Below are 13,500 nucleotides of genomic sequence, written 5' to 3' on the forward strand. Positions count from 1 at the left end.
TTATTTAACATGCTGATCCGCGAACCAGGTCTTGATCGGCGCCTCCTGCTGGGCGGCCCACTCCGCCGGGGGAAGCAGGAACCGGCCATCCTGTCTGCGCTCCTTGCGCATCTCGACACCCTGAGCGAGTGGAGTAAAGAAGCTCTCCGATGATGGCAGCGAAGTAAGCATCGCTTGTGTTTCCGGCTTCATCATAAACTCGACGAAGGCCTGGGCGGCAGCGGGATTTTTCGTTTTCTTGCTGATCGCCACGACACGGAGACTGCCGGGAGCACCCTCCTCCGGCCAGATCACCTCGATCGGCTCGCCCGACAGCTTCAGGTCATAGGCATTATGCTCCTGCAGTGCGGCCACATGGATCTCTCCGCTGACCAGCGCCTTGCCGACAGGTCCGTTCTTCGGATAGACCTGCATGCCGTCCTTGAACCGCTGCTGGTACTTCTTCTTCGCTTCGTCCACGCCCCACTTGTGGAACAAGGCAGAGACTAGCGGATACGCAGGTGCAGCTACGGCCGGATCTGCGTGTCCCACTGGTCCCGCATAGGCAAAGAATTCCTCCCAGGTTTTCGGAGCCTTAGATGGGTCCACCTTCTTCGTATTGTAAGCAATAACAGCCGACGCATGAATACCTATCGGAAAGTAGGCGTAATCCTTGGGCACGAGCGAAGCTCCATATTCACCAAGCTTGGTCAAGTTCGCAGGCTTCCAGTCCTTCATCAGAAAGTCCCGGTCGGCCAGACTGCGCACCGAGCCATGCCCGTCCATCATCAATACATCCCATTGCGGATTGCCCTGCTCCGCCTCGATCTTCGCCAGCGCTTCTCCCCCGCCGTAATGGACAGCTTCCATCTTGAAGCCCGTCTCGCTCGTAAACTTGGGTGCGACGAGATCGACGAAGTCATTGCCGTACAAATAAATCGTCTTGCCTGTGTCCTCAGCCGGCTTGGGCTCGGCTTTGGCCGTACTTGCTTCTGCTCCCCCGTTTCCTGCGGACGATGCCTGCGAGCTTCCTCCTTGGGACGAACCTCCGGTTCCACAGCCTGCCAATAGCAAGCCCATCGACAAGCTCATGCCGAGAGCCATACGCATCCAATTCCTGTTCATAACAACCTCCTTGAGTTTGGGTTTCCATCCGGACCCTTCACCTCAAGTGTAAGCGGACAAGTTCATCAGAAGATTTGCTGAGCGTTAATATAAAGTTAAATAACATCAATGATATTTATGATAAAATAGATAATATGAATGTTTGGGTACTACATATGAACAACCCATGCGGAGAAAGGGGCTTTAGCGGTGAATTTACAGCAACTGAAAGTGTTTGTCCTCGCCGTGGATTTGCAGAAGCTGTACCTGGTGGCGGAGAAGCTGCAAATTACGCAGCCTACCGTTACCTTTCATTTGAATAAGCTGCAGGACGAGCTGGGGGTATCCTTGTTTCAAACGAAATCCTATCATGTCATCCGGCTAACGGAGGCGGGTAAAGCGTTGTACCACTATGCCTTGCAAATGAATATCCTGTCGGCGGAAATCGCCAGCCAGATGGATGAGCATAAGGGGATGAAATCCGGCAGATTGTCCATCGGCAGTACGCACACGCCGGCTACCTATATGATCCCGCAGCTTCTCCAGGAGTGGAAGCAGTCATATCCGCAGCTGCGCCTGTTTCTGGACGTCAGACCGGCGAGTTATATTCTGGAGCAGCTCAAAAGCTTTGAGCTGGATATCGGGATCATCTCCCATACCCATATGGAGGACCCAGACCTGATCTGCGAACGCTTGATCAAGGATGATCTGGTCATCATCCTTCCCGCGGGGCATCCGCTTGCTCTAACCGACGAGCTGACGCCGGCCAAGCTGGCCGCTTATCCTTGCGTCTCCCATGAGGATGGATCGATCAGCAGGAAGCTTGTGGAGGAATGGGCGGTCCAGCAGGAGATTACGCTGGATATCGCCATGGAGGTATCCGGCTCCGAAGCGCTGAAGGCCGCCGTATTCCACGGACTCGGCTTCGGCATGGTGTCGGAATCATCGGTGAAGGAGGAAGAGCAGGCTGGCCGTCTTGTTGTCCGGCCGATCCCGTATTGGCTGCCCAAGCGGTATATCTACGCCGTGATGCACAAGAAAAAGCTGGTCAGCCCGGCCCAGCGCCTATTCTGGCGAAAGCTGGAGGAAGCGTTCCGTTCCCCTGCACCCCTGTCAGGAGGTTGAGTTGCTCAGGAAGCGAGCTAAGGTCAGGCCTAGCCGCAGTACCCGAGTCCGCATGCTCACATCAGGTCGAAACCGCGGCTCAGCGTCCTTCGATATACATGCGGGCTAACGCCCTTGCGCTTCTTGAACAGCTGGCAGAAGTGGGACGAGCTGAAGCCCCCGACATCCCTCGCAATTTCCTGAATGCTTTTACTCGTCGTGAGAAGCTGATCGCAGGCTTCGCGCAGCCGCCTCTCCGTCAGATAATCGCTGAGACTGATCCCCGTATATTTGCGGAACAAGTGAGATACATAGTACGTCGACAGATGCAGATCTTCCGACATCCGGTCCAGCCGGAAAGGCTGCTTATAATGGGCCTCCAGCCAGTCCATCATCTTCTCGATATGAACCGAGGTGATTGCTGTCAGCTCCGGCACTCGCCCCTCGGGAACGACATGCAGATGCAGATGGCGCAGCAGCACGGTCAACAGCAGCGCCTGTTCTTCCTGCTCATTGGCCTCCGGAGACTGCATGGCTTGACAATAGTCGTCCAGTATAGCCGAAAATCGGGTATCCGTCCCCAGATCGAACACCTGCTCAGGGAGCGCCCCCTTCCATAAGTGCAGAAACCAGGCATGCAGCCGGGGAAACGGACTCAGCAGAGGCTCGGCCACCCGGGGATCGAAGGTTAGGATCGAACGGACATATTCCCCGCCCGGCACTCCGGGCACATCGATCTTATGCAGCTGATACGGCTGAAAGCACATCAGCATCCCCGGCCTGATCGGGAAGCTTCGTCCCTCGACGGTTACCTCACCCTCACCCTCGTATACATAAAGCAGCTCTATGCCATGATGGGCATGCAGCATCATCCAGGGCCACTCCGTCGTCTTCGCCCGGTGGGCTACGCGGAAGGCGGTAGGCCCGAGATCCATCGGGTCAATATAGCTCATCCTTTTCACTCCAATAAAGCAATATAGCTATATTTTAGCACAACCCTGCCCCATCCGTACCCGTCTATAATAAAGGAGCAAACAACCAATTGAATGAAGCCCGGGAGGAATCAAGATGTGGAAACAGGCGATTGAGGAAGCATTGCGAATTGCAGAGGCGAATATCGGCAAATTCGGGGAACGGTTTCCCCATGTAAGCGACGGCGGTACAACTTATGTGCTCAATGACAATACAGACTGGACCGATGGCTTCTGGTCAGGGATTCTCTGGCTGGCTTACGAATATAGCAATAAAGACGTATTCCGCGAGGCTGCGGCCCGCACCGTAGAAAACTTCAACCACCGGCTGGAGAATAAAATCAATCTCGACCATCATGATATCGGCTTCTTGTATTCACTGTCGAGCAAGGCGCAATGGATCATTGAAGGCGACGAATCGGCGAAAGCGCTTACGATTAAAGCTGCCGACGTGCTGCTGGAGCGCTGGCGTGAGAAATCTCAAATTCTGCAAGCGTGGGGCGCCAAGGATGACCCTAATAACGGCGGCCGGATCATCATCGACTGCCTGATGAACCTCCCTCTGTTGTACTGGGCGGCGGAAACGACCGGCGATAACCGCTACCGCGAGCTGGCCGAGATTCATGCGCATAAGAGCCGCCGATTCCTCGTGCGCGGCGACGATTCATCGTATCATACGTTCTACTTCGATCAGGAGACAGGCGATTCTCTGCGGGGCGGCACAGCTCAAGGCTTCCGCGACGGCTCGACCTGGACCCGCGGCCAAGCCTGGGGGATCTATGGCTTCGCGCTGTCCTACCGCTACCTGCAGCAGCCTGAGCTGCTGGATACCGCCAAGCGACTGGCCCGCTACTTCTTGGACCGTCTGCCGGAGGACGGCGTTGTGTACTGGGATTTCGATGTTCCGCAGAACCCCGAATCCAAGCGCGACAGCTCCGCTTCCGCCATCGCGGCAGCTGGCTTGCTGGAGATTGCCGATCTGCTTCCCGACAGCGATCCGGACCAGGCTGTATTCCGGCAGGCCGCAGCGGATGCGGTCAGCGCTCTGTACAAGCATTATTTCACCCGTGGAGAAGGGGACGCCGAGGGCTTCCTGAATCACGGCTCCTACTCCGTCCGCGGAGGAGCGTCGCCGGATGATTATACGATCTGGGGCGACTACTACTATCTGGAGGCGCTGATTCGCTTGGAGCGCGGTATTCCCGGCTACTGGTACGAGCGCAACCGGTAATAGCAGCATGAACGAAGAAGACCCTCAGGCTGTCCTGACGGTCTTCTTCGTTTATGCAGGGCATACACAATCGCAGGACCATGTGCGCGCTCAAGCTCGAGCCAGCTTCCTGTAACGGAACTCGGCTCAAGCCATCCGTCCGGCTCCTGCCGCTGCGTTTGTCCCAGCTCCCCTTCGGATCCGGCTCGCTTACAGCTCGGGAAAGAGCTCCGTGGACAAGTACCTTTCTCCCGTATCCGGTAGCAGAACCACGATTTTCTTGCCCTGGTTCTCCTTCCTCCGCCCGACTTGCAGCGCCGCGGCTACGGCTGCACCGGAGGAGATGCCGACAAGCAGCCCTTCGAGCCGGCCCAGCTCGCGGGCCGTTTCGATCGCTTCTTCATTTTTGATCGGAATGATCTCATCGACAACAGAGCGATTGAAGTTGTCGGGCACAAACCCGGCCCCGATACCTTGAATCTTGTGAACGCCCCGCTTGCCTCCCGCCAGGACAGGGGAACTGTAAGGTTCCACGGCTATGACGGTTACGGACGGCTTCTTGGCTTTGAGCACTTCGCCCACTCCGGATATCGTCCCGCCTGTACCTACGCCGGCAATGAAGATGTCCACCTCTCCATCCGTATCTGTCCAAATCTCTTCGGCCGTCGTTTTTTTGTGGATATCCGGATTCGCGGGATTTTTGAATTGCTGCGGGATATACGAATTCGGCGTAGCTTCCGCCAGCTCTTCCGCCTTCTGGATCGCCCCGGCCATCCCTTCCGCCGCCGGAGTCAGTACCAGTTCAGCACCGAGTGCAAGCATTAGCTTCCTGCGCTCCACCGTGAAGTTTTCTGGAAGGGTGATGATCAGCTTATAGCCCAGGGCGGCAGCGGCAAAGGCCAGCCCTACCCCCGTATTGCCGCTTGTCGGCTCAATAATGACCGTCTGCTTGTTGATGAGTCCCCGTTCTTCGGCATCTTTAATCATCGCAAAGCCGATTCTGTCTTTCACGCTGCCTGCCGGATTGAAATATTCCAGCTTGGCAATAAGTTCTATATCCACTTGTTGTTTCTTCGTATAGTTGGCAAGCTCCACAAGCGGTGTATGGCCGATCAGCTCTGTCAAATTTTTTGCAATCTTGGGCATTTTCAACACTCCGGTTTATAAATTCCAACCAGTAAAGTCGGTATTTTAATAGTACCATAGCCAGATTTGTTTCTCAATTTGAGCGCCGACTTTTAGCCGGATTGACTTTTTCGAGAAAATCCGTACAATAGCAGAAGGTATGAAACGTTTTCCGTTCTACCCCGTATTAGCTTTATATCAAATTTCATAACCGCATGTCCCGGTGGAGTCTGTCAACAAGGTCTTGCTATGTCTTTTTTAGCAAGCGCCTGTCGAGCAGGCTCTTTTTTGCGCATGTCGCCGCGTCAAATGGATCATTCTATAGGATTAGTGAAGAAAGGTGGAGTTATTCATGATGTTTCTTTTACAACTGGCTATTATCTTGCTAGCCTCCAAACTGGCCGGGGACCTCAGCGCGAGGCTGGGCCAACCTTCCGTGCTCGGTAAGCTGCTAGTCGGGATTGTACTCGGTCCTTCTGTGCTCGGATGGATCTCACCCACTGAGATGTTCAAAACCTTCAGCGAGCTTGGCGTCATCCTGCTTATGTTCATCGCAGGGCTGGAGACGGATACGGAAGAGTTCAAGCGGACGGGCAAAGCCTCTACTTATGTCGGGCTGATGGGTATCATCGTTCCGTTCTCTATCGGCTGGCTAACGGGAAATCTCCTGAATCTGCCCCTGCTGCAGTCCATCTTCCTGGGGCTTCTGCTGTCGGCGACCAGCGTCAGTATTTCGGTTCAAGCGCTGAAGGAGATTGGGAAGCTTCGGTCGCGGGAGGGAACGACGATCCTCGGGGCCGCCGTTATTGATGATGTGGTGGTCATTATTGCTTTGGCTTTCGTGATGAGCTTTGCCGGGGGCGAGGTCGATCTAGGCATGGTCGTGCTGAAGAAGGTCCTATTCTTTGCAGTCGCCCTGCTTGTTGCCTGGAAAGTCGTACCGTGGGTAATGAGAAGCTTCTCCCGTCTGCGAGTGACGGAAACCGTCATCACAGCCGCGCTGATCCTGTGCTTTGTCTATGCATATGCTGCGGAGTATGCGGGTGTAGCTTCTATTATCGGGGCTTACATCGCAGGTGTCGCGATTAGTCTGACGAATCAGAGAGAAGCAGTAACCCACAAAGTGGAAACGATTGGCTATTCGCTCTTTGTTCCCGTATTTTTTACCTCGATCGGCGTGACAGCGGAGTTTGCCGGTATTCTCGATCAATTGTGGCTGATCATCCTGCTGAGCGTGATCGCTATCTTAACCAAGCTCGTCGGCGCAGCTCTGGGAGCCAAATTCGCTGGATTCGCCTGGCGTAGCTCGCTCGGCATCGGTGCTGCGATGGTCTCCCGTGGAGAGGTAGCCCTGATCCTCGCAGCCCTCGGATTGGAAGCGGGTCTGTTGGACAAGGAGCTGTTTGCAGCGCTCGTCGTTGTCGTCCTGGTCACAACACTGGTCACGCCTCCGCTGATGAAGCTCTTCTTCGGCAAAGCAGGCGATAGCCAGAAGCTTAACTCCCCTGCACAGCAGCATCATTCTTGAACGAGTACCTGGGCTGCATCCGCCTGAAGTTTCTGTCCCGGTAACTCTATGATGGGTCTGGCGCTAAGTGATCCCGAAGTAATCACTTATCCGCGGGAGGCGTCGGCAGAAGGCCAAAGCGCAGAAGCCGCCGCCTCCCGCGGGGGATGCGTGTCGGCAGTCCGCCACACGCTTTCCTCCAGTGAAAAAAGCTCAGCCTGGCCTCTGTCGAAGGAGGCTGGCTGAGCTTTTCTCGGATATGGCACGACTAGACTATCTGGTTTCACGGTGCAAGGTTACTTTCTTCAGGCGAGGACAATACTTCTTCAGCTCCATGCGCCCCGGATGCGTTCTCTTGTTCTTGCTTGTCGTGTAATTACGATCTCCCGACTCCGTGCACGCCAATGTGACGACTACCCTCATCTCTCGTTCACCTCCTCCGGTACAGCTTTCTATCGTAAACAAGATCAGCGCAAGGCTTCCGTCAGCTCGGCCGTTGCCTGTGGGAACGGATCCGGGAGGCGTGACCAGTCCTGCGTCATCTCCTCATCCGTCAGCAGACAGGCGTCCAGCTCAGCATGTATCGCCTCGCGGTCCATATCGATGCCGATCAGCACGATCTTGTTGATCCGATCTCCATGCACTGGATGCCAGGCCTTGGCCAGCTCCGGGTCTTCCTGCAGCGTGCTCGCGCGCTCGGCTTCCGGCAGCGCCGCTACCCAATATCCGGCAGAGCCGAATTGAATGGATGGCCCCGCCTGGCTCAGGCTCTGCCCCATATCGCTGCGGCTCGCCAGCCAGACCATGCCCTTGGCACGGACGATCTCGGCCGGCCACTGCTCCATCCAGCCCATCAGACGCTGCGGGTGGAAGGGCTTGACCCGCTCGTAGACGAAGGAGGCGATGCCATACTCTTCCGTTTCCGGCGTATGCCCGGCGCTCTCCATCTCCCGGATCCAGCCGGCAGAGGTGCTCGCCTCATCGAAATCGAACAACCCTGTATTCAGGATATCTGATGGCTGAACTCTCCCATGCTCGGCACGAATCACCCGGGCCCGAGGCTGCAGCTTGCGCAGCACGGCTTCCAGCTCGCCCAGCTCCTCTTCGCCGACGCGATCGCATTTGTTTAGGACTAGCACATCGCAGAATTCGATCTGGTCGATCAGCAGGTCAACGACGTCTCTCGTATCGTCGTCGCCTACGGCCTGCTCACGCTCCAGCAGCGTCTCCCCAGAGGAGAAATCATGCCAGAACCGGTACGCATCCACCACCGTAACCATCGTATCCAGCCGGCAGAATTGGGATAGATCGATCCCGTTTTCTTCATTGATATACGTGAAAGTCTGAGCGACGGGGACCGGCTCACCCACTCCGGTGGATTCGATCAGAATATAGTCAAATCGGTCGGTCTTCGCCAGCCTCTCCACCTCCCGTAGAAGGTCCTCCCGCAGCGTACAGCAGATACAGCCGTTAGACATCTCGACTAGGGTTTCGTTCGTGCGGGACAAGCCTCCACCGTCGCGAATCAGTCCGGCGTCGATATTCACCTCGCTCAAATCATTGACGATGACCGCTACCTTCAAGCCCTGGCGGTTGTTCAGCACATGATTGAGTATTGTCGTCTTGCCTGCGCCCAGATAACCGCTCAGCACGGTCACCGGAATTTTTTTCGTTGTCATACCCCTTCACTCCAATTGTAATTATTACTATTATAAAACAAAAGAAAAGCTTCTTAACGAAGCTTCTGTCGAAGCCTGTATTCATTTGGCGGGAAAATGACCTGCAAGCTGAGAATCAGATGTAATACTTTATTAAAAGTAATTATTACTAATATGGACATTGTACAAGTAAACAATCCAATTGTCAACTTGAATAGTCCGCCTCAGCTGCTTAGCCGTGAACCGTGGCCGCAAGCAGGCGAACTACAAAAAACAGCCGTCCCAAGCCCGAGCTAGAAAACTCGGATCTTGGAACGGCTGCATGTGTAAGGAATAGCTAGCCTATAAGTGCAATTTTTCCTCTACGGGGACGTGGGATCTAAGGTTAAGGTTGTCCCAAGAAATTCTAGCATCAGGGCAACATCTTCCCGGTTAAATACGCCGTCCCCGTTCAAATCCGTCTGACCGAAAGGCGACTTCAGATAAGCCAGCACGTGGTTAATCCGAATTCCGGTACGATCCGTGTCCAGGTCCTTCAGCCTTCTATACAATTGCTCCAGCGGAGTTCCGTAATAGACCGTACGGATAATCTCCGCATTGGTCTCTCCGATGTAGCTGGTCACAGCTCCTGCACCGATCTTGATTTCCAATTCATCCGCCGGCTGCAGCAGTCCGCTCAAAGTCAGGTTCACTTCAGCCGACCCGGCTGTATACACAACTTCCGTCACCGTCATGGCCGCCTGGCGGGTCACATGATAGATGCTATAGTAGCTCGTATCTGTGACGGAGCGCAGCAGCGGTTCGGAGAACGTGAGCTTGAGCCGGTTTCCTTCCAGTGCGATCCCATTCAGCACCGGCGTTCCGGATTGAATGACCAGAATCGTATACATCCGGGTCGTTCCGTCCTGGGCGGTTACCAGCACCTGGATCACATTCGGTTCCCCGGCATTCAGCACCAGCTCCGGACTATCCAGACCGCTCTGCACGGCTGCGTAGCTGCCGTTGTTGATTCTAACCTGGACCGTAGCCGCTATATTACCGGCCTCCAGTGTCGGTCTTACCTTGAGCGAGTACGTGGCCTTGCTGACGGTTAAGGTATAGTCCGCCGTGTGGGACGAGAAATCCAGACTTCCTGCAGACACCGCTAATCCCGCCAAACTTGCATCGCTGTTCTTCTTTCTAGCCACAGTCACCGAGTAAAGCTTGGTAAAGCTCGGATCCTGTGCCTGCACGCGCAGGTCGATCCGGTTGATCCCCACGCTCAGCGGCACAACCGAAGAAGGTGCATCCTTCAAACTAACAAACCCGCTTCCGTTAATCTGCACATCGACCGAAGCACCGGCCGGATCAGCCAGCGCAGGCAAGAGCGTCAGACTTGATGTAGAGTAAGGAACATCCGCCATCGTGTAAGCAAGCCGTTCACTCGCAAACGGTTCATTCAACGTCCCGGGCTTGACCTCCAGACCGCTCAGCGACGCCTCGTTGCTTTGACGGTGCAGCTTGATTTGATACAGCTTTCTGTAGGATGTGTCCTGTGCACTTACTTCAATATCGATCCAATTCTCTCCGACGGCCAGAGGGAGTGCTGTTTCCTCTCCGCTTTGCCCCGGCGTATATTCCCCGCCGTTCACACGCAACCGCACAGAAGCATGTAACGCATCCGACAGTGTAGGCTTAACCACCAAGGAGCCTACTGCGTAGCCCACATCCGCCATCGTGTATTCAAACCGGTCGCTTGCAAACGGCTCGTTCAGCATTCCCGGACTCACTTTCAGACCGCTCAGCATCGCATTTTTATTCTGTCGGGTTACTTCGACCGTATAGTTTTTCTTGATGCTTGTGTCCTCTGCCCATACTTCAGCTTCGATGATGTTGCTGCCGACGGTCAGCTGAAAGCTCATGGGGTAGCCGCTTGTCACCGGCCTGTAACTGCCTCCGTTAACCCTCACTTGAACATAAGCTCTGGTAGTATCCTCTAGTTTAGGCGTAATCGCCACCGTATCTACCTCATAGCCTACATCTGACATCGTATAGGTGAACCGGTCGCTCGCGAACGGCTCATTCAGCACACCCGGCTGAATGACAAGGTCGCTCAGCCAGGCATTATCGCTCTGCCGCTTTACATGTATCTCGTATGTACGCTTAGTCGTTCCATCCTCGGCAGTCACTTGGACTTCTAGGGTATTAGGGCCGACGTCTAGCGCTAGCGGAGCGCTAGATACCCCGTTTTCAACCGCCGTGTAGCTTCCGCCGTTCACTCTGACTTTTGTCGTAGCCGCCGAATCGGAGGCCTTCGGCTTGACGATCAGTTCGCTTATGGCAAATCCGACATCGGGCAAGTCGTAAGTCGGCTGGTTGGGTGTAAATAGCGGGCTTAGCGAATATGCGGGCACCTCCAGCGCACTCAGCTTGGCGTCGGCGCTCGGAGCCACCCTGGTTACCGTGACGGTGTAGATACGGTTTGTCAGCCCGTCGCTGGAGCCGGTCTTTATCTGAAGGGTATTGCTACCTACGGCCAGAGGAATCGGCCCGTGTGGAATTCGATTAACGACGGGGACTCCTTCAATCTCAAGAGAAGCGGCGGGATCGCTCAGCGTAGCCGTTAGCGAGATCGCGCCGGTCGCATAAGGGACGCTCGCCGTATAGCCCGTATAGTCCCGGGAGAAGACCGGACTCAGCACGGCCTTGTCCGTCTGCAGATCAATCAGATCCGCATCGGTCATCTCAGGAAAATACACATGCACGGTGTACAGCTTAACCGTGACCCCATCCGGAGCCGTCACCTTGAGCCGGAACGCGTTCTCTCCCCGGTAGGTCTCCAAATAACCTGTGGACGTGTTGTGAGGGATAGGCTTCCACTCTCCTCTGTTCATGGAATATTCGATGGCAGCAGCAGGGTTGTGGCCGATGGCGGCCGTGAAATAACCTGGAAGCCCGCTGTCTATCCGTTGCGAATATTCCGTGATGGACGGATCGAATGCCGGGGATAAGACACCCGCCCCCGCATAAATAGATTGAAGATCGGCCTCGGAGTCAGGACCTGACGCCCGCGTCTCCCAAGAGAAGCATAAGACAAGCAGAACCGCTGCGAGGCCTGCAAGCCACACTCTGATATTTCGCACAAACTCACTCTCCTTATGATTTCAGGCGATGGCACACGAAGCATAGAGGCCAAACCCAAGTAAACCAAGTTATCATGACGGTTAAAAGATCAAAAAACGTCCCAAGCATGGCTCGAGAATATACCAAGTATAGCATAGAACTGAATCTCCTACTTGTGAAACTTGCGACTTTGATAGGATTGACAAGGCACTTTGAAACGGTATAGAGCTGGGAACATCAGCACGGACCAACGCCAAAAAAAGCCCTTCCGCATCCCATGCAGGAAGGACCTTTCCCCTGTTATTTCCAAACCAGACTTAAGTCGAGCTTACTTGCCTGCTTGTGCCGTCTTCGGCACACTCAGCCTCATATTGTAATCGGTGATTTCGAAGCCGATTCTCTGATACAGCTTGACGGCGCCCTGGTTATGGCCGAACACATGCAGCTCGATGTCTTCGATCCCGCGTTCCCGGATCTCCCGGATCATCAGCCGCAGCGCCTCGGTCCCGTACCCTTGTCCTCTTGCTTCGGGCACGACCAGAATTTCAAATAAGAAGGCATACCGGCTCTCGCCCTCCTGCTTGATCTCATACCAGAGAAACCCGATATTCCGTTCCTCTTGCATGATGTTGTACAAATAATGCCCTGCGGTCTTCTCCCGGTCCGGAAGCAGCCGGTTAAACCCCGCGTAAGATTCGCTCAAAGCCGCCTCCGGCTTCCAGCTGCCGTTCTTGACTTTCTCGTCCGCAAAATTCACGGCCGCTATGTCGAGGAATTGTTGAAAATCCGTTTCATTCATGACTGTTAAGCTTACCGTCATGGCCTCACCCCTTTGTGTCCTATAGACCCTATTTCGCTCCCTTATCTTAATAGAGAAGGTTGTCCAGAGCCAGAGACAGTTTTTTTATATTCAATTATCCCCCAGGCTATCCTGCGTCAAACGCTGGAACGCCAATAACCGCCGGACTTTATCCGGCGGCTATTTACATACCTATTAAGCGGCTTCTTCCTTGAACTTGAAGCCTCGGGCGATATACAGAAATGGCGTTGAGGCCATCGATACGACGAACTTAATCACATAAGTCGTAACCAGAATTTGCAGCCACACATCAAGGGTATACTCCCCGATAAAAGCAATGGAGCAGAAAATCAGCGTGTCGACCATCTGGCTGACCGCCGTGCTGCCGTTATTGCGCAGCCACAGCTGATTAGGCTTCGGAAATATCCGCTTGAGATACGAGTAGATTTTGACATCCAGAAACTGGCTGACGAAAAAGGCCGTCAAACTACCCAGCGCCAGCCGGGGCAGAAGTCCGAAGATCGTCTCCAGCGAGGATTGCGCAAAATCCGTCTCCTGTGGCGTAAACATCAGCGTCATCTTCATCGTGACCATCGTCACCAGCATGACGAAGAAGCCGAACCATACCGCCTTGCGGGCTTCCTTCTCGCCGTACTTTTCATTGAGCAGGTCACTGGTCAGATAGATCGAAGCGTACATCGTATTGCCGAGTGTCATCACAATCCCGACCATCTCGATCGTCTTGGTCACCTGGATATTGGCCAGGATGGTTGCAATCCCAACCCAGGCATACAGCCCATTCTTGCCAAAAAACCGGTAGCACAACAAAAAGCAGCCAAAATGAACCAGGACGAACAACGCGCCCCATAACAAATGAAACATAACTTTCTAATCCTCCTAGTTTTGTTGACGCGGGAGTTTTCGAACCGCGGCCCGGTTTG

The 13,500-nt window shown here is 54.5% G+C and carries 12 protein-coding genes; 3 read left to right on the forward strand and 9 right to left on the reverse strand.

What is annotated here, in order from left to right; translation table 11 throughout:
• The gene (locus WMW72_RS09825) at positions 1–1,104 is read right to left on the reverse strand and encodes an extracellular solute-binding protein (protein ID WP_341415269.1); all 1,104 of its coding nucleotides are present in this window, start codon (positions 1,102–1,104) and stop codon (positions 1–3) included.
• Between the two features lie 189 nt (positions 1,105–1,293).
• Between WMW72_RS09825 and WMW72_RS09830 the strand changes: the two genes are divergently transcribed.
• Complete coding sequence (locus tag WMW72_RS09830) at positions 1,294–2,208, forward strand: LysR substrate-binding domain-containing protein (RefSeq protein WP_341415270.1); 915 nt, start codon at positions 1,294–1,296, stop codon at positions 2,206–2,208.
• A gap of 56 nt (positions 2,209–2,264) precedes the next feature.
• On the opposite strand, the gene WMW72_RS09835 is transcribed toward WMW72_RS09830, so the two are convergent.
• The gene (locus tag WMW72_RS09835; protein ID WP_341415271.1) at positions 2,265–3,140 is read right to left on the reverse strand and encodes an AraC family transcriptional regulator; all 876 of its coding nucleotides are present in this window, start codon (positions 3,138–3,140) and stop codon (positions 2,265–2,267) included.
• Between the two features lie 115 nt (positions 3,141–3,255).
• Between WMW72_RS09835 and WMW72_RS09840 the strand changes: the two genes are divergently transcribed.
• Complete coding sequence (locus tag WMW72_RS09840) at positions 3,256–4,389, forward strand: glycoside hydrolase family 88 protein (protein ID WP_341415272.1); 1,134 nt, start codon at positions 3,256–3,258, stop codon at positions 4,387–4,389.
• A 189-nt stretch (positions 4,390–4,578) separates the two neighbouring features.
• Here WMW72_RS09840 and cysK read toward each other — a convergent pair whose 3' ends face one another.
• Entirely contained in the window at positions 4,579–5,514 is a 936-nt protein-coding gene (cysK, locus tag WMW72_RS09845) for a cysteine synthase A (protein WP_341415273.1), read from the reverse strand.
• Between the two features lie 334 nt (positions 5,515–5,848).
• Between cysK and WMW72_RS09850 the strand changes: the two genes are divergently transcribed.
• Positions 5,849–7,021, forward strand: coding sequence for a cation:proton antiporter (locus tag WMW72_RS09850; protein ID WP_341415467.1), 1,173 nt, complete (start codon positions 5,849–5,851; stop codon positions 7,019–7,021).
• A gap of 86 nt (positions 7,022–7,107) precedes the next feature.
• On the opposite strand, the gene WMW72_RS09855 is transcribed toward WMW72_RS09850, so the two are convergent.
• The 6 genes from WMW72_RS09855 to WMW72_RS09880 form a co-directional block, all read right to left on the reverse strand.
• Complete coding sequence (locus tag WMW72_RS09855) at positions 7,108–7,287, reverse strand: hypothetical protein (protein ID WP_341415274.1); 180 nt, start codon at positions 7,285–7,287, stop codon at positions 7,108–7,110.
• Positions 7,274–7,423 carry a 50S ribosomal protein L33 gene (gene rpmG, locus WMW72_RS09860; RefSeq protein WP_341415275.1) on the reverse strand — a complete coding sequence of 50 codons (150 nt, stop codon included), beginning with the start codon at positions 7,421–7,423 and terminating at the stop codon, positions 7,274–7,276. The genes WMW72_RS09855 and rpmG overlap by 14 nt, the downstream gene beginning before the upstream one ends.
• A gap of 44 nt (positions 7,424–7,467) precedes the next feature.
• The gene (locus WMW72_RS09865) at positions 7,468–8,679 is read right to left on the reverse strand and encodes a GTP-binding protein (protein ID WP_341415276.1); all 1,212 of its coding nucleotides are present in this window, start codon (positions 8,677–8,679) and stop codon (positions 7,468–7,470) included.
• Between the two features lie 341 nt (positions 8,680–9,020).
• Positions 9,021–11,780 (reverse strand): cadherin-like beta sandwich domain-containing protein, encoded by a 2,760-nt coding sequence (locus WMW72_RS09870; protein WP_341415277.1) that lies wholly within the window; start codon positions 11,778–11,780, stop codon positions 9,021–9,023.
• 308 nt (positions 11,781–12,088) lie between these two features.
• Positions 12,089–12,580 (reverse strand): GNAT family N-acetyltransferase, encoded by a 492-nt coding sequence (locus WMW72_RS09875; RefSeq protein WP_341415278.1) that lies wholly within the window; start codon positions 12,578–12,580, stop codon positions 12,089–12,091.
• A 174-nt stretch (positions 12,581–12,754) separates the two neighbouring features.
• Positions 12,755–13,441: a queuosine precursor transporter gene (locus WMW72_RS09880; protein ID WP_341415279.1), complete on the reverse strand. Its 687-nt coding sequence runs from the start codon at positions 13,439–13,441 to the stop codon at positions 12,755–12,757.
• Positions 13,442–13,500 lie beyond the last annotated feature (59 nt).

Source organism: Paenibacillus filicis, from assembly GCF_038070315.1.
Classification (GTDB): domain Bacteria; phylum Bacillota; class Bacilli; order Paenibacillales; family NBRC-103111; genus Paenibacillus_G; species Paenibacillus_G filicis.